Annotated in this window: 16 protein-coding genes; 9 read left to right on the forward strand and 7 right to left on the reverse strand. The window is 55.6% G+C overall.

Annotation, left to right across the window (positions count from 1 at the left end; all coding sequences use genetic code 11):
* Positions 1 to 2: 2 nt before the first annotated feature.
* Positions 3 to 2,468, reverse strand: coding sequence for a DNA gyrase/topoisomerase IV subunit A (locus ACWNMW_RS05635; RefSeq protein WP_449490321.1), 2,466 nt, complete (start codon positions 2,466 to 2,468; stop codon positions 3 to 5).
* A gap of 66 nt (positions 2,469 to 2,534) precedes the next feature.
* Between ACWNMW_RS05635 and ACWNMW_RS05640 the strand changes: the two genes are divergently transcribed.
* Together ACWNMW_RS05640 and ACWNMW_RS05645 are read left to right on the forward strand one after the other, a co-directional pair.
* Positions 2,535 to 3,071 carry a DUF5998 family protein gene (locus tag ACWNMW_RS05640; RefSeq protein ID WP_449490322.1) on the forward strand — a complete coding sequence of 179 codons (537 nt, stop codon included), beginning with the start codon at positions 2,535 to 2,537 and terminating at the stop codon, positions 3,069 to 3,071.
* Positions 3,058 to 4,200, forward strand: a complete 1,143-nt coding sequence (locus ACWNMW_RS05645) for an alkaline phosphatase family protein (protein ID WP_449490323.1) — start codon at positions 3,058 to 3,060, stop codon at positions 4,198 to 4,200. Before ACWNMW_RS05640 ends, ACWNMW_RS05645 begins: the two co-directional genes overlap by 14 nt.
* Here ACWNMW_RS05645 and sepH read toward each other — a convergent pair.
* Positions 4,197 to 5,153: a septation protein SepH gene (sepH, locus tag ACWNMW_RS05650; protein ID WP_299063033.1), complete on the reverse strand. Its 957-nt coding sequence runs from the start codon at positions 5,151 to 5,153 to the stop codon at positions 4,197 to 4,199. The genes ACWNMW_RS05645 and sepH overlap by 4 nt on opposite strands.
* 173 nt (positions 5,154 to 5,326) lie before the next feature.
* Here sepH and ACWNMW_RS05655 point away from each other — a divergent pair, with 173 nt between their 5' ends.
* Genes ACWNMW_RS05655 through ACWNMW_RS05670 form a run of 4 tightly spaced genes read left to right on the forward strand, consistent with a single transcriptional unit; the run spans position 5,327 to position 7,302 of the window.
* Positions 5,327 to 5,629, forward strand: coding sequence for a DUF4193 domain-containing protein (locus ACWNMW_RS05655; RefSeq protein WP_034503172.1), 303 nt, complete (start codon positions 5,327 to 5,329; stop codon positions 5,627 to 5,629).
* An 18-nt stretch (positions 5,630 to 5,647) separates the two neighbouring features.
* Positions 5,648 to 6,292, forward strand: a complete 645-nt coding sequence (locus ACWNMW_RS05660; RefSeq protein WP_449490324.1) for a DUF3710 domain-containing protein — start codon at positions 5,648 to 5,650, stop codon at positions 6,290 to 6,292.
* Positions 6,285 to 6,662 carry a DNA-binding protein gene (locus ACWNMW_RS05665; protein ID WP_314213290.1) on the forward strand — a complete coding sequence of 126 codons (378 nt, stop codon included), beginning with the start codon at positions 6,285 to 6,287 and terminating at the stop codon, positions 6,660 to 6,662. Before ACWNMW_RS05660 ends, ACWNMW_RS05665 begins: the two co-directional genes overlap by 8 nt.
* Positions 6,652 to 7,302, forward strand: a complete 651-nt coding sequence (locus tag ACWNMW_RS05670; RefSeq protein WP_449490325.1) for a DUF3159 domain-containing protein — start codon at positions 6,652 to 6,654, stop codon at positions 7,300 to 7,302. The genes ACWNMW_RS05665 and ACWNMW_RS05670 overlap by 11 nt, the downstream gene beginning before the upstream one ends.
* Here the strand turns inward: ACWNMW_RS05670 and ACWNMW_RS05675 are convergent.
* Complete coding sequence (locus tag ACWNMW_RS05675) at positions 7,271 to 7,945, reverse strand: potassium channel family protein (RefSeq protein ID WP_034503185.1); 675 nt, start codon at positions 7,943 to 7,945, stop codon at positions 7,271 to 7,273. The genes ACWNMW_RS05670 and ACWNMW_RS05675 overlap by 32 nt on opposite strands.
* 3 nt (positions 7,946 to 7,948) lie before the next feature.
* Complete coding sequence (locus ACWNMW_RS05680; RefSeq protein WP_295895127.1) at positions 7,949 to 8,599, reverse strand: potassium channel family protein; 651 nt, start codon at positions 8,597 to 8,599, stop codon at positions 7,949 to 7,951.
* A gap of 122 nt (positions 8,600 to 8,721) precedes the next feature.
* Between ACWNMW_RS05680 and ACWNMW_RS05685 the strand changes: the two genes are divergently transcribed.
* Both ACWNMW_RS05685 and ACWNMW_RS05690 read left to right on the forward strand, forming a co-directional pair.
* Positions 8,722 to 10,728 carry an APC family permease gene (locus ACWNMW_RS05685; RefSeq protein ID WP_034503191.1) on the forward strand — a complete coding sequence of 669 codons (2,007 nt, stop codon included), beginning with the start codon at positions 8,722 to 8,724 and terminating at the stop codon, positions 10,726 to 10,728.
* Positions 10,725 to 11,987, forward strand: coding sequence for a class I SAM-dependent RNA methyltransferase (locus tag ACWNMW_RS05690; RefSeq protein ID WP_449490326.1), 1,263 nt, complete (start codon positions 10,725 to 10,727; stop codon positions 11,985 to 11,987). The genes ACWNMW_RS05685 and ACWNMW_RS05690 overlap by 4 nt, the downstream gene beginning before the upstream one ends.
* A 91-nt stretch (positions 11,988 to 12,078) precedes the next feature.
* On the opposite strand, the gene ACWNMW_RS05695 is transcribed toward ACWNMW_RS05690, so the two are convergent.
* On the reverse strand, positions 12,079 to 14,076 hold the full coding sequence (locus ACWNMW_RS05695) for an alpha/beta hydrolase family protein (protein WP_449490327.1): 1,998 nt from the start codon (positions 14,074 to 14,076) through the stop codon (positions 12,079 to 12,081).
* Positions 14,077 to 14,217: 141 nt separating this feature from the next.
* Between ACWNMW_RS05695 and dxs the strand changes: the two genes are divergently transcribed.
* Positions 14,218 to 16,125 (forward strand): 1-deoxy-D-xylulose-5-phosphate synthase, encoded by a 1,908-nt coding sequence (gene dxs / locus ACWNMW_RS05700; protein WP_449490328.1) that lies wholly within the window; start codon positions 14,218 to 14,220, stop codon positions 16,123 to 16,125.
* Here dxs and ACWNMW_RS05705 read toward each other — a convergent pair.
* Positions 16,111 to 17,349: an HRDC domain-containing protein gene (locus ACWNMW_RS05705; RefSeq protein WP_449490329.1), complete on the reverse strand. Its 1,239-nt coding sequence runs from the start codon at positions 17,347 to 17,349 to the stop codon at positions 16,111 to 16,113. The two genes, dxs and ACWNMW_RS05705, sit on opposite strands and share 15 nt — an antisense overlap.
* 3 nt (positions 17,350 to 17,352) lie before the next feature.
* Positions 17,353 to 17,901 carry a DUF3000 domain-containing protein gene (locus ACWNMW_RS05710; RefSeq protein WP_081940811.1) on the reverse strand — a complete coding sequence of 183 codons (549 nt, stop codon included), beginning with the start codon at positions 17,899 to 17,901 and terminating at the stop codon, positions 17,353 to 17,355.
* Positions 17,902 to 18,027 lie beyond the last annotated feature (126 nt).

Below are 18,027 nucleotides of genomic sequence, written 5' to 3' on the forward strand. Positions count from 1 at the left end.
CACTAGCCGATAGTAGCGATCGCGTGAGTGAGTGGGGTCCCTGAACCGTCGCGTCGCTCGTCGGGGGCCGGCAGCTCCACAGGGCTTCCGTCCGCCGAGGCCGCACGGGGGTTTTCGCCGACCCAAGCAATATCCAAGCGGTCTTCCCCGCGAAGGAAACGCTGGACGCGTACACCTTGAGTGCCTCGTCCCTTGAAGGGATACAGGGCAAGAGGCGTCACTTTTGCGGTCGTCTGACCGGTTCCGGGGAGAGCTCCAGCTGCCCCAGCAACCGTGACGACGAGCGCTTCTTCTGGTGCGTCAACTACCCAGAATCCCAGCACATGCGCGGAGTCGGAAAGCTTCATTCCCGCCATTCCCGAAGCAGTACGTCCCTGCGGGCGCACCTTGTCGGCGGGAGTGCGCAGAAGTTGTGCGTCCGAAGTAATAAAGACGAGGTCTGATGCATCGGTACTCGGCGCAAAACCAACCAACTCGTCTCCGTCCTCCATGGAGATTACTTCCCACTCGTCACGCTGGAGGACATCGGGCTTGAGTCGCTTAACGACACCCATCCGCGTTCCCATTGCCATGACAGTCGATGCCTCGGGATCCAAAAGCCCGATAGCGGGAGAATCCGTGTGAAGCAGAAGCGCGCTGGGAGTCGCAGCGGCGAATGAAAGCCCGGTTTCAAAACGGGGAAGAGCCGGAAGATCGACAACTTCGATGCGGTGCGCAAGCCCGTCTGCGGTTACGACGGCAATTTGCGAACGGGCGGTCGATATCAATTGCGCGCGGATTCCATCGTGGGAGGCACGCGGCCCGGCCTCGATCGGATCTCCACCTTCGACGCGAGCAAGACCTCCCTGAGCGGAAAGCACGACGACGCACGGATCGTCGGGTACCTCAAGAGCCATCGTTGAGGCTTTGCCCGAGGCCGTTGGCAGGGTTGCGAGGGCAGCGCCAGGAAGCGCCTGATCTACTTGGGTGCCAGTCGCCGACAAGAGGAGAGTACGACGCGGAGTGCCCAGACGCTTAGCGACGTCGCTCATTTCATTGCTAATGAGTTCATAAAGGCGCTCTCGGGAACCCAGAATTTCTTCAAGCTCTGCAATCTTCGCGTTCAATTCGTCGCGTTCGGATTCAAGCTCAAGACGTGAGAACTTTGTGAGGCGACGCAGGCGCAATTCGAGGATGTGGTTGGCCTGGACTTCGGAAAGATCGAAAGCAGTTTGGAGCCTATCGCGTGCAGTTTCCACATCGTCAGAGGAACGGATAATCGCGATGACATCATCAATATCAAGGACTGCGATCAGTAGGCCTTCGACCAAATGAAGTCGATCGCGATGCTTAGAAAGACGGAACTCACAGCGTCGGGTCGTGACCTCGATGCGGTGGTCTAGGAAAACGCGCAGCATTTCTTTGAGGCCCAAGGTTTCGGGCTTTCCATCGACCAGGGCGACGGCGTTGATCGAGAAAGAATCTTCAAGAGGCGTTCGCGCATAGAGCTGCTGGAGAACAGCTTCTGGATTAAACCCGTTCTTGATTTCAATAACTAGGCGAAGGCCGTGGATACGGTCGGTAAGGTTTTGAACTGCCGAAATGCCTTTGAGACGACCTGCAGAGACATTCTCCTTGATCTTTTCGATGACCTTCTCGGGGCCAACCATGTAGGGAAGCTCAGTGACAATGAGCCCCATCTTTCGCGCAGTAACGCGTTCAACTTGGACCTTGGCACGAGTTTTAAAGGAACCCCGCCCGGTTTCGTAGGCTTCTTTGACACCCTCGAGTCCAACGATCACGCCGCCTTCGGGGAGGTCCGGCCCGGGGACGTATCGCATGAGGTCGGCAACTGTTGCCTCAGGATTCTTCAAAAGATACTGGGCAGCAGCGATCGTTTCTGCCAGATTATGGGGGGCAATATTCGTTGCCATGCCGACGGCGATTCCCGAGGCGCCATTGACAAGCAATTGAGGGAAAGCAGCAGGTAGTACTTCGGGCTGCATGAATTGGTTGTCGTAATTGGGAACGAAATTGACCGTGTCTTCATCAAGGGAAGCAACCAAGTCCAACGCTGCAGGGGCCATGCGAGCTTCCGTATAACGTGCTGCTGCTGGACCATCATCGAGCGAACCGAAGTTACCGTGTCCATCAACCAGTGGAACACGAAGATTGAAGGGCTGTGCGAGTCGAACAAGTGCGTCATAAATTGCGGAATCGCCGTGGGGGTGAAGCTTACCCATGACCTCGCCGACCACGCGTTGGGACTTCACATGACCACGATCGGGACGCAGCCCCATCTGGTCCATTTGGAAGAGAATGCGACGCTGGACAGGCTTTAGGCCATCTCGAGCATCAGGAAGTGCACGTGCGTGGATAACAGAGACAGCGTATTCGAGGAAGGAACCCCGCATTTCTGAGGAAACATCAATCTCGGTAATGTTCTGATCATCCTCGGGCAGGATTAGTTTTTCTTCCTTTGTTCGCATGGGTCGATTCTCTACGAAAAGGTTCAGAATCCGCCAAGTACACGCCGCTCTTGTTAAGATTGTGTGGTGAAACTGGATCTCGACATTGAACGTGCGGGTTTCTTCCCGCAGCTGGCCACGCGCGCTGTTCATCGGCTCGTTGGTGGTCACGAAGTCAAGGCGTCCGTCGTTCAAGTCGAGGCTGCATTTGACCGCGGATCCATGTTCCGTCACCTGACGATTCTGATTCTCACCGGCACTTCTTTTATTCAAGTCCACATTGACGAGGCGGACAATCACAGTGCTGTTGTGACTTCCGCCGTGCACTCAATACGGGCGATTCGTGGAGTTTCAGTCCAAGAAGTTTTTGCAGATCCGACGGATAACGAGGAGATCAGCGAAATTACGATCAGCGTCGACATGGCTTCCCAAAGACGCAGTGACATTGAGTCGCTTCGGTGCGATGATCCCTCTTGCCAGGCTGATCATGGTTTCCAGGCTCGCACCTATCCAGATGATGTGACGATCCGAATCTCGCAGCTCGGAGATGGTGCGCGAGCATGTGCAGATGCTCAGAACTTGATTGATGCTCTCACGCAGGTGATCAGTGATGAGCATCTCTAATCTTCGTGCGCGTGGCGCGTGTTTGGCAGGGGATAACGACATCTCTTTGACTGATGTTATTCCGACTGCGCTGGGTGCTGTTACTCCATCGTTAGCTTTTGCTCGCCCCGATCTTGCTCGGCGACTTGCAATGCCATCGGCTGATGCAGTGGTCGTTATTCTTGTCGACGGTTTGGGCTTGCTTCCCCTTCAAGAGCACTTGGGGCACGCCAGAACTCTTCGCAGTTTTCGTGACAGTATTGAGGCTGCGTACTCGGTTGTTCCTTCAACAACGGCAGCGGGTATTACGGCCTGCGGAACTGGCCAGCTCCCGGGCCGAACGCGCATGGTGGGCTATAGCGTGTTTCATGGCGAGCAGATCTTCAATCTCCTTGCATTTACCGAGGGGATTGATCCCGCGCACTGGCAGCAATGTCCTACATATTTTGAAGAACTTCGCGAGTTGGGAATTCAGAGTGCGACTATTCTTCCCGCTAAGTTCGCTGGATCGGGGCTCACCACCGCAGCGCTACGTGGCGCCCATTTTGTTCCCGCAACTGGCTGGGATGAGCGCTGTGATGCAGCGGTGACTGAGCTGAAACAGGGCAGGAAGCTTGTCTACCTCTACTGGTCCGATATCGATGCTTGTGGACACTCTTACGGTACCGATTCAACGCAGTGGAGCGATGCGCTTGAAGACTTTGACGCCGGACTGGGACGCTTCCTTTCACGAATCCCTGCTGGTGTGCGCGTTGTGCTGACTGCAGACCACGGCATGGTCAACATTGATTTCTCGCAGATTCTTGACGTCGCACTAACGCCTGCTTTGCGCGATGGAGTTCGCGTGGTCGCAGGGGAGACACGCGCGGTTCATGTCCACTGCGAGCGCGGTGAAGATCCCGAACGCGTTCAAGAGCGTTGGGAAAACCTCCTTGGTGAGCGGGCTTGGGTTGTGGGGCCTAGCGAGCTGGCCGAATTGATGGGAGACGGCCCCGGCCTAGCCGAAACGGGTGACTTTGTTGCTTTTTCACGAGGCCGTGGAGGGATCGTCGACAGCCGCACGCAAAGTGCAGGCGCGATGTCCCTTACCGGCGTTCACGGCTCCTTGACCCAAGAGGAAATGCTGATCCCGCTCATTCGCCTAGCTTAGGCGCGCGAGCCGAAAACAATTTCGTCCCAGCTCGGTACTGAACGCCGCTTCGATTTCTTCGGCGCAGGTGCCGAGGGCACATCTTCGAGCTGTTCCAAAGGAAGCGGGGGCTCATCGGTTTGCGCACCAGACTGTGTCTCTTCATCTGCCTGGGTTGAGCTTCGACGTGCTTCCGTCAAAGAGTGGATTCGTGCAGCAAGAGATTCAACTCCCGCGGGAAGATGCGGAAGATCTTCATCCTCCTCGTCTTCATCGATGTCATATTCAATCTCTTGGGGCTTCCCCCTTTGAGAATTGAGCTGATCGATGAGCGCCTCGCGCTGCTGCATATCATCTTCGTCCGCGGTTGGTAGCGGCGCAGGGGTCGGAAGAGCAGCGAAGGTCTGAACGCCCGTCGGAGAGGCAGTTTCGGTAAGCCAGCGGGCTTCCTCGTCAATGGCCTCGAGATGGCCGGAGGAAGGAAGACGCCACTGAGCGCCGTGTTCGACGGCTCCCTGGACAAAGGTCAACTGAATGACCCAGGGAGAATCCGCTTGGCGTGAGGCCGACCAATTAAGAGAATCCGGGCTAACGCCTCGGGCAGCAAGACGGTCAACAACCAAATCTCCCATGACCGGAGAGTCCGGAAGTGATCCGATGTGACTGGAAAGCGCGCGTGAAAGTGCGTAATCCTTCTCAGCCTGAACGGGGGCTTCGTAACGCGTGATTTGGGAAACCTCAACATTGTGTTCGCGTGCAATATCTACAGCACGCGCACCTGCACGCAGGAGCGCCTGAATTTCGCGAGGGCGTAAAGGCTTGTCCTCACTCACTGCCTCGATGCGTGGACGGTCGCGACGAACGGCTCCGCGTAGCTCATCGGTAATTGGGGTGGTGTAACGACGGCCCTCGCTATCAGTGAAGACCAGTGTTTCCTCGTCAGCGCCAACTCCGAGAAGATCAAGATCGATCATCGTTTCCTCCTTGCATCTGCTCTCAGATTTTCTCAAAGATGCAGCGAAAATCGGCGATTGCCGGGGCGCGTGTCCTTTTCAGTAGCGCGAAAAGTTTCAACGTGTTACCCTGCAGCCCAGCGAATGTGTTGTGTGTGAATGTGACGCATCACGACAGAAAAGGGGAGGGCATTATGGCTACCGATTACGACGCACCTCGTAAGAATGACGATGATGTTGCGGAAGACTCGATTGAAGAACTGAAGTCTCGCCGCAACGATTCTGGCTCTGCCAACGTTGATGATGACGAGAATGAAGCTGCAGAGAATTTTGAGCTTCCCGGTGCTGACCTTTCGAAGGAAGAATTGACGGTTCACGTCGTCCCCAAGCAGGATGATGAATTCACCTGCTCGATGTGTTTCCTCGTGCATCACGCTTCGCAGCTGGCCTACACAGATGACAACGGCCAGCCCGTCTGCACTGAGTGTGCCGGCTGAGCGTGAGATAATTCAGTTATGTTCGGACGTACGCGTAAGGAATCTCAGGTAGAAGAAGAGGTCGAAGAGGTAAAGCTTCCGCAGCTCTACGATGAGTCAGAGTTGTGGGAGATCCCTGGACCTCGTGAGGAATACGAAGTAGACACCTCGGTGGACTACGTTGATTTAGGATCGTTGCGTATCCCTGCTGTCCCAGGAATGCAGATTCGCGCTCAAGCGGGCGAAGATGGCAAGAGCATCATCCGTATCATGCTGGTCTTGGCTTCGTCAGGCCTTCAGTTTTCTATCGCGGCTGCACCCCGCTCGGGTGGGACCTGGGATGAGCTTCGCCCTCAAATTCGTGCAGCTTATGAAGAAGGCGGAAGCACCGTACGTGATCGACACACTCGCTACGGTCACGAGCTTGAAGTCGATGAGTCGGTGACGCTACCCGACGGATCAGAGGGGACGACTCGTACTCGTATTATCGGGCGAGAAGGTGACCGCTGGTTTGCCCGCATCGATATGGTTGGACCGGCTGCTCTCGGCGGGCAAGAAGCCAACGATTTCGAAGAACTGATCGATCGAATCGTTGTTGTTCGCGGCAGCGAGCCCCATCCGCGCCTCGATCTTCTCCCGTTGCATCTGCCTTCGCAAGAAAGTGTCGAAGTTCCGAATGTTTAAGCAAATCTTTGCTCGTATCTCGCGTCTATTTTCTGTAACACGAGAAGACCTTGACGCCGACGATGAAAAGCGGAGCAGAGAAGAGCGTGGACGACGGGCAGTTGCCGATGTTCTTCCTCGTGAAGAGGCCGTGCTATTTGGTGCAATTCAATCGGTGACCTATTACCCGGAAGAGATTCGTCCGCTGATTGATGCGACTCTCTTTGACGGAACAGGGACGATCGTTCTTCGATGGCCTGGGCGCACTGATATCCCCGGTTTGCATGCGGGAATCCACCTTGAAGTTGAAGGAACTGTCGGATTAACCAATGGCGTGAAGGTCATGATCAACCCTCTCTACCGACTGATCGCTGAAGAGAATGCCGAATAATCGTTACTCTTGGCTTGCTGAGGAAGAGTTTTCTCTTCACAGCGTTCTTGGCGGTGCTAGGGGAGTAGCCGAGGCTGTTCTCCCCGGTTTGGTCTTCTTAGGCGCGTATCTCATAAGCGGTGCTTTAGTGTATTCCGCACTTGCATCGGCGCTGTGCTCAGTCATTTTTACTGTGATTCGAATTGCACAACGACAGGCTGTGGTACAGGCCATTTCGGGACTATTCGGGGTTGCTATTGCAGTTGTCTGGGCCCTTGTTTCTGGCCGGGGTATTCATTTCTTTACCTGGGGGTTGTTGACAAATGCTGCCAGTGCGCTTGTTCTGCTTTTGAGCCTTGCCGTCGGCTGGCCGTTGGTCGCCGTCATATTTGGAGCGCTTACTGGACGACCCCTGAATTGGATGCGTCAGAGCGAAATGCGCGAACTCGCACGCAAGTGTGTCTGGCTCACACTCGTGTGGACGGCGCTTTTCATTATTCGGCTTGTGGTTCAGGTACCACTATGGCTGAGTGACCAAGTCGCATGGCTATCCGCCATGAAAATTGCCTTAGGTATTCCCCTGTTTATTCCGGTAGCGTGGCTGACGTGGTGGTTGCTCAAAGATGATTTCAATCGAGCGGCACCGTCACCATCTGAGTGAGCGCATCCAAGACTTGACCGCCGCGTGCGGAAATAAGGAAGACTAGCTCATCTCCAGATTCATATTGGTCGTCTGCCCGCGGGGCAAAAGGCTCTCCGTCACGCAAAATCGCGCTCAGTACGACACGCGGTGGGAAAGCGACATCTGCGATGCTCTTGCCGATAATCGGAGAATTCTCGGGAAGAACAAAGGCATACATTGCTGCCTGAGCTGAATTGAAAGCAAAGAGCTTAACCGGCGTACCAACAGAAATTGCTTCTTCCACCAGCGCAGTCATGATACGCGGCGTTGAGACGGGAACATCGACTCCCCACGAGGCATTGAACAACCATTCATTCTTCGGATTGTTCAGACGTGCAACTACTCGAGGAATTGCAAATTCAGTCTTGGCCAGGAGCGAGATGACGAGGTTTGCCTTATCGTCTCCCGTGGCGGCGAGGACAACGTCAGCCTCTCGCAGACCTGCCTCGGAAAGCGCCTCAGGAGAGCAGGCATCAGCCAAAACCCACTCGGCATCTGCGACGGATGCCACACGCAGCTGATCAGGCTTCTTATCGATCAACGTGACTTCATGGCCATGGTCGAGAAGCTCCAAGGCGACTGCGCGGCCCACTGAACCCGCTCCAGCAATAACAATTTTCATCTCTCAGTCCTCCATACGCGGAGCACGCGTCAAAATATCGCGGAGCGGAAGGGGATCTTCGCCCGAAATTGCAAAGTAGAGCTGGTCGTATTCTTGGATAACAAGCTCAGGTCGTGCCGGAAGAATCGTTCCCAAACGAGAGACAAATGCAATTCTTTCGCCTGTGAGCGTCTCTACAGTTGGGAAGGGAATTCCATACCAATCAGCGATCGGTGTCGCTGTGACCAGAGAGACCAAACCGGAAGGGTGAGTCCAGGTGACGGCGGCATCGGGAGGCATGAGGCGACGCAAAACTGATTCAGTCGTACGTTTGACTGTCGCAACTGTGGGAATACCCAAGCGCTCGTAAACAAAGGCGCGTTCGGGATCATAGATTCGGGCAACGACGCGTTCAACATGGAAAGTTTCGCGCGCAACACGTGCGGCAATGATATTCGTATTATCTCCGCTGGATACTGCAGCGAAAGCATAGGCATCTTTGATACCCGCCTGTTTGAGAGTATCGCGGTCCATGCCCAGTCCAGTAACGCGGCGTCCCGAAAAATCCCGTGGGAGCCTCTGGAAGGCTTTGGAGTCTGAATCAATCACAGCGACTGAGTGGCCTTGCGCGTCAAGAATGCCTGCAAGACTTGCGCCCACTCGGCCGCAACCCATAATTACGAAGTGCACACTCCAACGCTACTCGCCCGAAGGGCAAAAAGCATCTCTTGACACTGTTTAGCGGTTACCCGTCGAACAAAAATGACGCTCGGTCCTCCAAAGGATAGTCTTATAAGGTGTCTTCATTCGTTGAATCCGCGAAACGAGTAATTATCGGACGCCCTATCCGTTCGAAAGCCGCGGCTCGCCAGCTCCTTCCAAAACGACTTGCCTTGCCGATCTATGCTTCGGACGCACTGTCATCAGTGGCCTATGCCCCGGATGAAATTCTGCTGACCTTGGCGCTTGCCGGGTCAATAGCCTTGATCAAGTCTGTATGGATCGGGGTCGTTGTTGCCTGCGTTTTGGCTGTGGTCGTCTTGTCGTACAGGCAGACGGTTCATGCCTATCCCTCTGGTGGCGGGGACTACGAGGTCGTCACAACCAACCTCGGACCGAGCTGGGGACTTCTTGTTGCTTCAGCTCTGCTAGTCGACTATGTGCTCACCGTTGCAGTGTCAATTTCTTCGGGCGCAAACTACATCACGACTATCGTTCCTCACCTGCGGGGTTCTGAAGTTCCTATCGCTGTGGGCCTCATCGTCTTTCTCACTCTTGTTAACCTGCGCGGCACGCGCGAGGCAGGAACCGCTTTCGCGATCCCGACATACACCTACATGTTCGCGATCGCTCTCATGGTGATCGTCGGGTTTATCCGACTTTTCACAGGCCATCTACCCATGGCCGCCAGCGCTGCTTATGAGATTCAGGCGAGCAACGCACACGTTGACGGACTTGTTGGTCTGGGCGGCGCTTTCTTGCTCATGCGAGCTTTCTCATCCGGATGCGCAGCGCTAACCGGCGTCGAAGCAATCTCAAACGGCGTTCCAAACTTCCGCCGCCCGAAATCGAAAAATGCCGGAATTACTCTGCTACTTCTGGGCAGTATCGCGGCGACGATGATGATTTCTATCCTTGTGCTGGCACGCCGCACCGGGGTACAGATGGTGGACGATACGTCTAAGGTATTCCTCAACGGAACGCCTCATCCTGAGGTCCATTTTGCGCCGGTTATTGGCCAACTGGCCTCGACAATCTTCGGAGACGGCTCCGTCCTCTTTATTCTGGTAACGGCAGTGACGGGCTTTATTCTCGTTCTTGCTGCGAACACCGCCTTCAATGGCTTCCCGACCCTGGCTTCGGTCCTCTCACGCGATTCTTTCTTACCGCGCCAGCTCTACAAGCGCGGTGATCGGCTCTCTTATTCCAACGGAATCATGGTCTTGGCTGTCGGCGCTTCGGCCTTGGTTATTCTTTTCGATGCGAGCGTGACTCGCCTCATTCAGCTCTATGTCGTCGGTGTTTTTGTCTCCTTCACACTCTCACAGCTGGGAATGATCCGACATTGGAATAAGCGTCTTCGACTGCCTCAAAATGGGGGAGAGCGCGGTAAAGTTTTGCGCTCGAGGTCGATCAATATTGTCGGTTTTATGATGACGGGTTTTGTCCTCACCATCGTTCTCGTCACGAAGTTTACGCACGGTGCGTGGATCACCGTCGTCATGATCGCACTTGTCTTTGGCATTCAGCGTCTGATTCGTCGGCACTATGACACGATTCGCGGTCAGCTACGTATCGATGACTGGCATGCGCGACGTGCCCTTCCCACTCGTGTGAGGGCCCTTGTATTGGTGTCTAACCTTTCAAAGCCTTCGATGCGTGCAATCGCAACAGCGCGTGTTCAATCGCCAACCAACCTTGAAATCGTCTCAGTGGTCGCGGATCTTGACGAAGAAGAACATATTCGCCGCGAGTGGGATGAATCGGGACTTCCGGTTCCGCTCACATTGATTTCCTCTCCGTTTAGAGATGTCACGCAGATCGTGAAATCGTATGTGCGAGCACGGAGGCTTCGTTCCCCCGGAGAAATGCTCGTGATTTATATTCCCGAGTTCCTTGTTCGCCACTGGTGGGAAAATCTGCTCCACAATCAGATGGCACTGCGCTTGTCGCGGTCTCTGCTTCGTATTCCTGGGGTTGTCGTGACCATTGTTCCGTGGAAGCTCGGTGAAGAAGCTGAGGTTGAAGGACGCCAGAGCGTGAACGATCCCTTCAAACGGCGTGAGGCAAAGGAGAGGGCATGAGTAGGGGCGAAGAAATTTGCGAACTGACGATTGGCGCTCCCGCACACGGCGGTGCCTGCGTCGCTCGCGATGAGTCTGGACGTGTGGTTTTTGTCCGACATGCCTTGCCCGGTGAGCGCGTTCGTGCGCGCATCATTGATCGACAGAAACGTATGGCCTGGGCCGAGGCTATAGAAATCCTTGAAGCCAGCCCAGACAGAATTTCGAGCGTCTGGCCGGCGGCGGGGCCTGGAGGCGTGGGCGGCGGCGAACTTGCGCATGTGAGTCCTGAAGGTCAACGTCGATGGAAGAGCGAAGTTCTATTGGACCAGCTCGGGCGTATTGGCCGCGATCGTGTCATGGCGCAGGTCGATGCGATTGGCGGAGTAGAAGTCCGGCCCGCACCTGGTGATGAAGAATCCGACAGTCTTCTCGGGCGGCGCACACGCATTGAGTGTGTTGTTGATGCGGAAGGCTTTCTGGGGATGCGCCAGTATCGCTCCCACAAGATTGTGCGGCTAGATTCAATGCCCTTGGCATCAGCGCAGATCAATGAACTCCCCGTTTGGGAAGGTAACGAGGTCTTTTCTTCCCTCCCGCAGGGCTCTCGAGTTCGCCTCATTGCGCCACCTGGTGGCACCCCCGTGGTCTGCACAGATCAGGGTTGCTGGGATGGGGAAGGCAATTCTTGGGACGAACCTTTGCACTGGCGCATTTCGCATCCTCAAGGGATGGATGAATACGCGGTTCGCCCGTGGGGTTTTTGGCAGACTCACCGCAGCGGCGCCGAGGTCTTGGCACGAAACGTCGAAGAGATCGTGAGCGCGCATTCCCCATCTCGGGTTATGGAGCTTTATTCGGGCGCGGGGCTCTTTTCGCTTCCCCTTTCGCGCGTCGTAGGCGACCAGGGTGCCTTGGTCACGCTCGAAGCTGACGAGGCCGCGGTTGCTGATGCTGCGAACAACCTTGGGCGCAGCGTCTGTGAGCCATTCGTCGGTGATGTGGATGGCAGTGCAGTGCGCGAGTTGAACGATTACATCGGTGGCGTAGAAGTCATCGTTGCGGATCCACCGCGCGCGGGTGCAGGTCAGGAAGTGTGTCATGCGATGGCCAACACTGGAGCTCAGTGCATTGTGCTGGTTTCCTGCGATCCAGCAGCTGCTTCTCGCGATCTTCACGATCTGTGCGAGAGGGGCTACCGCATTGCGGATATGAGGGCGTGGGATTTGTTCCCCTACACGCATCATTTCGAGGTCATGACGGCCCTCACGAAGGATTGATGCATCGACGACTAAGCACATCGTGCTGGGCTCACTAATGGCGTGGGGCAGACCAAAACGGTCTGCCCCACGCCTTGTCTGTCCAAGAAGCTTAGAGGTTTTGAATCTCTACCTTCACTGGACATGAAGCATTAAGCTTCCAGACTTGCGAGTAGAAGCTGAGTTCGCTTTCCCACGAGTCTTTAATATTTTCGGCGCGGCGGAAGCCGTGGCCTTCGCCCTCGTAAATACGCAAAGCGACCGCGCGTCCGTTTCCACGAAGCGCCTCGTACATCGATTCAGCTTGGGAAGGAGGCACAACCTTATCGGCACTTCCCTGGAGGAGAAGAAGCGGCGCATGGATCTGGTCAATCTTGTGTATCGGGGAACGCTCGATCCACAACGAGTCATTCAGATTGTCCGAGCCGAGCAGTTTGAGATCGTAGTGGGATTCAAACTTGTGGGTTGTAGCTTCCAGTAGTTTGAGGTCAGCAATGCCAAAGAGAGAAGTTCCAGCGGTGAAGACGTCGGTATCGGCCAAAGCAGAAAGGACGGTGTAGCCACCGGAAGAGCGGCCTCGGATCGCAAGGCGCGCGGGATCGGCCAAGCCCTGAGAAACCAGGTACTGAGCGCCCTCTGCGCAATCCTGGACGTCGAGGATGCCCCAGTGCCCGTTCAAGCGCTCACGGTATGTACGCCCGAAACCGGTGGAGCCGCGGTAGTTGACATCAAGGTAGGCGAAGCCTCGTGAGGTCCAATACTGCACCCCAATGGATAAGCCAGCGCGCGCCGAAGAGGTCGGGCCGCCGTGCACGTTGACCAACAGAGGCGGAAGATCCCCCTCGGGGGCAGTAAACTGCGGGTTCTTAGGCGCGTAGTAGAAGCCGTAGACGGTTTCTCCGTCACTGCTTGTCCACGAAACCGCTTGCGCCTGTGAGATCAGTTCTTCAGGGAGTCGCTCTTGCGACGAGGAACGCATGACGCGAGAAGAACCACCGGAAACTTCGACAATCGCGGGTTCGTGGGTGGGGGAGTCAGCAAGAGTGACAACGCGGCCCTCGAAGCACGCAACATTGCCAGTCGGCCACCAAGGGGTGTGCCACTCTTCACACATTCCGTTATCGAGGCGAACTGTTCCCAAGTGCCAGGTTCCGTTCTCAGCCCACGAACAAATCAAATTCTCGTAGTCGAAATTGTCGTAGGAATGCAGACCGAGCTGCCAGTGCGGGTGCGAGAAAGCACGAGGACTGGGGTGGAGCGGACGAGTGCGCAAACGTCCCATCCATGCGAGCGCGTCTTCATCTTCATTCCAGTGGAAGCCCTCGGTGCGGTAGAGATTCGCCCAACCAGAAGAATCGTCAACGTGAATGAGATCGCCGTTGAGGGTCCATCGCGGTTCGTAGACGCAGACCTTCGGGCGGTCAACTAGAACCAAGGAAGCAGATACGCGGCCTTCAAAGTCCAGAGCACCTACATGCAAGGTGGAGTGCGTCCATGCCATTTCGGGGTGATTCCAGCTCAGCCACGCGAGTTTCGTGCCATCTGGGCTAATTGCAGGAGAAGAAACGAAATCAGTACCGCTGAAGATCGACACGATTTCGAAGGCATTACGGGCCGCGCGCCCGTCTAGAGGAATCGCAACAAGAGAGTTGACGGGTTCACCTGGGTTTGAGTGGTCTTCTGCAACGGCGTAGACGAGGCCTCGTACATCTGCGATTTCAAAGTCACCGTAGCGCACCTTGCCGAGGGGCGTAAGGGGAACGAGTTTGCGGTGAGGATCGCGGGTATTGAATGCATAGACCCGGCCATCAAAACCGTCAGAAAAGACAATCAATCCTTCCGAGACCGCGTAGGCCTTACCACCATACTCGTGGACGCGTGTACGCACGTCAGGCAGGCGGATGCCATCGATCAAAGGAAGAACTTCAGAAATCTGTCCCATTGAATTCGAACGCAAAAGGGTGTTGCGCCCCTGGTCGCGGGGATTTCCTTCAACCCAGTAGGTATCGGCCTCGTCGACGCGTACCTGCGACAGCTGCACTGATGTCTGAGTATACGAATCAGCTTCTACAGGAGAATCCCACTGTCCGTACGGGCGTTGCACGCTCATCATGTCTCCTTCTGCATGTGGGGAAAGTTCTCGCCGCATCCATTCTAATTCCTGGCGCTATCTCATGCTTTGAAGAAGTCGTGTGCTGAAATTCCGGCGCTCTTTCAGCCTCATTGCATCCTTGACACTAGAATCGTTCCCATGACGCAATCCGAGAATCAAGCTTCGCTGCTGAGCACTATTGATTCACCCCGCGATCTTAGGCGGATTCCGACCGCGCAATTAGACTCTCTTGCTGAAGAGATTCGTACGAAACTGATCGATGACGTATCAAAGACCGGCGGACATCTGGGGCCGAACCTTGGCGTTGTCGAGCTCACCATCGCACTTCATCGAGTCTTCCGCTCTCCCTCTGACACAATCGTCTTCGATACCGGGCATCAGACCTACGTCCACAAGTTGCTGACCGGTCGCCAGGATTTTTCACACCTACGCCAAGAAGGCGGCATTTCGGGATACCCCAGTCGTAAAGAATCCATTCATGATGTCGTGGAGAACTCTCACGCGTCCTCATCCCTATCGTGGGTCGATGGAATCTCGCGTGAAAAGGCACGCAGGGGAGACCCCACGTGGACTATTGGGGTCATTGGCGATGGCGCATTGACCGGCGGAATGGCGTGGGAAGCGCTCAATAACATCGCCTCGGATCCCAAGAGACGTGCCATCATCGTCGTCAACGATAATGGCCGTTCCTACGCGCCAACGATTGGTGCTTTTGCGCGTCATCTTGATCTTCTGCGTTCCTCTCAGAACTATGAGAAGGCGCTGTCCTGGGGTAAACGAACTCTGATGAATTTCGGCGAGCCGGGACGAGCAACGTATGGCGCACTGCACGGCCTGAAAACCGGACTGAAAGACACTCTCATTCCGCAGGCTATGTTCGAAGACCTCGGCTTGAAATACCTTGGGCCCGTCAATGGTCACGATATCGCTGCCATGGAAGAGATCTTCAATCGGGCCCGTGAGCTTCATGAACCTGTACTCATCCATGTGATGACACAAAAAGGACGCGGCTACACTCCAGCTGAAGAAGACATCGCAGATCGCTTCCATGCCGTTGGAAAGATACATCCGGAAACGGGGCTTCCTATTGCTCCGGCACGTTTTGCGTGGACCAGCGTTTTCGCTGACGAGATCCGAAAGATTGCCCATGAGCGCACGGATATCGTTGGTATTACGGCGGCAATGATGCTTCCTGTAGGTCTAGGTCCTTTTAAAGATGATTATCCCGATCGCGTTGTCGATGTGGGTATCGCAGAGCAGCACGCAGTTGCAGCCGCAGCTGGGATGGCATTTGCGGGCGCTCACCCGGTTTTTGCAGTCTATGCAACATTCCTCAACCGGGCTTTCGACCAGATCCTCATGGACGTCGGCCTGCATCACTGCGGCGTAACTTTTGTGCTTGACCGCGCTGGAATTACCGGCGATGACGGAGCTTCGCACAACGGCATGTGGGATATTTCCATGCTGAATTCCGTGCCTGGATTGCGTCTGGCTGCGCCGCGTGATGAAGCCACCTTACGTGAAGAACTTCGCGAGGCCGTTGCTGTTGGTGATGCTCCAACCGTCTTGCGCTATCCCAAGGGCGCCTTGAGTGACCCGATCGTTCAACTGCGTAGAGAAGGCGGTTGCGACGTCCTTAAGGACTGGGATGAAAAGAGCGCACTGCCTCGTGTGTGCATGGTCGCGCTCGGATCGATGGTTCCGGCTGCGCTTGAGAGTGCAACGCGTCTTGAAGAGGAAGGCAAAGCCAGCGTTCGAGTGGTTGATCCTAGGTGGGCGCTTCCCGTTCCGGAAGCTCTAGTTTCGTTGGCTAAAGGCGCAGATCTTGTCTTGAGCATCGAGGATGGTCTTGTCGATGGGGGATTCGGTTGGTCGCTGCGCGACCTATTGAGCGCTCACGATGAAACGTTGGGTATTCGCGTTGTCACTGCGGGTATTCCAAAGGAATTTCTTGATCAGGCTAGTCGTGCCAGTATCGTGTCTACCTTGGGTTTGGATGCTGAAGGACTCACAGCGACGCTCATGCGCGAACTAGCCCGCAAGTAGCTGATGAAGCTCGGGCGCAACGATGGCAACTTGCCACGGGCGCGCGCCCTGAGCCGTGAGGTATTCATCAACGGGGCCCATTGGCTCGCCCTGCGAGTAGTCCCAGGCGAGTGCTCGCTGGATACGGGGTTCTAGTAGGATCTCAGGGCTGATTTCGAGGTGTTGAGCCTGCTGGGCTACGCAGTCGCGCACCTGGAGAAGCAAATCATGTGCCTCTGCACGTAGGCGTTGCCAGTGACGAACGCTAGGGGTGTGTTCATCGTCTTCTTTGCGGTGACGAGGCGGGAGCTGGTTGTCGGGAAGAACGAGTGCCCTTCCGACGGCGGCCAGAAAACGGTCAGCGTAACGGCGGGTTTGCGGTGAACGAAATTCCGCGATCGAGAGCAGATTATGGCGGGTTCGGGGTGGGCGTTGAGCAGCGTGAATAATTCCACTGTTGCGCACCAGACGTCCAGGCGCCAAGTCGATTTCTTGCGCAATCGCATCGCGCTCAAACCAGAGTTCTCGGGCAATAGCCAGAGCTCTCTTGGAGGTGAGTTTGCCGATGCCGGGAATTGACCGCCAACGATCTTTCTTCGGTTTGGGAGGCGCGGCCTCGGCAATGTGAGAAAACTCCTGCTGCGCCCATGAAAGGCGCCCGAGAGCCTCTAGGCGCAGCTCAAGCGCGTCCTTTAATGCTGTCAGGAGCTCGACATCGAGGACCGCATAGCGGAGCCAATCTTTGGGAAGCGGACGCACGGACCAATTAGCGGCCTGGTGGTCCTTCAGCAAAGCAAGTCCAAGGATCTGTTCGCATACTGCAGAAAGGCCGAAGTGCGTGAGGCCGACTAAACGAGAAGCGACCTGGGTGTCAAAGAGCTGGGGGATTTGCAGGCCGAGCTCACGTAGGTTGGGAAGATCTTGCGAGGCATCGTGAAGAATCCAGGGGGCTTCAATAGATGACTGAAGGATCTTCAGATCACTGAGCTCAGCGGTATCAATTAAGAAGGAACCGACGTCCTCGCGGCGCAGTTGAAGAAGATACGGGGAGGAGCCGTAGCGAAAGCCCTGTGCTCGCTCGACATCGACAGCCAGAGGCATTGCTGAGTGGCCGAGTTTTTCAGCGGCATCTTTCAAGGCCTCAACGGTCGAAATGACCTCGGGGATCCCGTCTCGGGGATAGGCAATGAGCTGTGGATCTTCGGTGTCGCCCCGGAGAATTCCGTAGGGGTTGTCGACTAACACGACCTAAGCCCTCTCAAGAAAGCGTTGGTTTTCAACGCCAGCAATACGACACATGAGGTCCTGCCACGCGAGGAGGTGCTCGCCAATCCATGGCGTATTGGGAGTGAGTGAAGCGCGGATTTCCACAGCCAAAGTTGAACCCATTAAGAGAAGACCGCCGAAGGATTCGCTGACTTCTTTGCTGACAGTTCCAGTCAAGTCATGGAAACCTGCGCCGCGCTCTTCAAGACAATCGTGGGTCCAATTCCACAAAGCTTCAGACAAGAGGGGATCCGAACTCATATCCGCATCGATTTGGGCTCGAAGTTGAGTAACGAGGCGGAATGGGCCATTCCATCCCATCTGTCCGTTTGGGTCGTGTAAGACGATGAAACGTCCGAAGGCGAGTGCTTCATCGTGAGCCATTTGAGTGGTTCGAAGTGCAAGCGCAGCGGTGAAAGGAGCAAGTGCCCGCGGTGCGGGGACTTCCTCGATTTCAACGTGAGGATGTACCGCGCCGCGCAATGACATGAGTGCGGTTCGGAAATCCTCTGGTGGCGCCACTTCGATCACGTCCTTGACTTTATGGGGGAGCGTCTAAGTCGGGGTGGAGGCGCGCCGTCGCAATGAAAAACAGGGTGTGTGAGCGGGGACACTCGCTCCTGATTTGTGTTCTGGGGCCAAACCCTGTTAGGCTTC

This window comes from Actinomyces sp. Marseille-QA0893 (assembly GCF_976954355.1).

Excerpts from the sequence above, each read along its gene's own strand:
- ACWNMW_RS05645 (WP_449490323.1), top strand. The coding sequence starts at position 3,058 with ATGAGCATCTCTAATCTTCGTGCGCGTGGCGCGTGTTTGGCAGGGGAT.
- ACWNMW_RS05670 (WP_449490325.1), top strand. The coding sequence starts at position 6,652 with ATGCCGAATAATCGTTACTCTTGGCTTGCTGAGGAAGAGTTTTCTCTT.
- ACWNMW_RS05635 (WP_449490321.1), bottom strand. The coding sequence starts at position 2,468 with ATGCGAACAAAGGAAGAAAAACTAATCCTGCCCGAGGATGATCAGAAC.
- ACWNMW_RS05660 (WP_449490324.1), top strand. The coding sequence starts at position 5,648 with ATGTTCGGACGTACGCGTAAGGAATCTCAGGTAGAAGAAGAGGTCGAA.
- sepH (WP_299063033.1), bottom strand. The coding sequence starts at position 5,153 with ATGATCGATCTTGATCTTCTCGGAGTTGGCGCTGACGAGGAAACACTG.
- ACWNMW_RS05655 (WP_034503172.1), top strand. The coding sequence starts at position 5,327 with ATGGCTACCGATTACGACGCACCTCGTAAGAATGACGATGATGTTGCG.
- ACWNMW_RS05695 (WP_449490327.1), bottom strand. The coding sequence starts at position 14,076 with ATGAGCGTGCAACGCCCGTACGGACAGTGGGATTCTCCTGTAGAAGCT.
- ACWNMW_RS05665 (WP_314213290.1), top strand. The coding sequence starts at position 6,285 with ATGTTTAAGCAAATCTTTGCTCGTATCTCGCGTCTATTTTCTGTAACA.
- ACWNMW_RS05675 (WP_034503185.1), bottom strand. The coding sequence starts at position 7,945 with ATGAAAATTGTTATTGCTGGAGCGGGTTCAGTGGGCCGCGCAGTCGCC.
- dxs (WP_449490328.1), top strand. The coding sequence starts at position 14,218 with ATGACGCAATCCGAGAATCAAGCTTCGCTGCTGAGCACTATTGATTCA.
- ACWNMW_RS05690 (WP_449490326.1), top strand. The coding sequence starts at position 10,725 with ATGAGTAGGGGCGAAGAAATTTGCGAACTGACGATTGGCGCTCCCGCA.
- ACWNMW_RS05680 (WP_295895127.1), bottom strand. The coding sequence starts at position 8,599 with ATGGGTTGCGGCCGAGTGGGCGCAAGTCTTGCAGGCATTCTTGACGCG.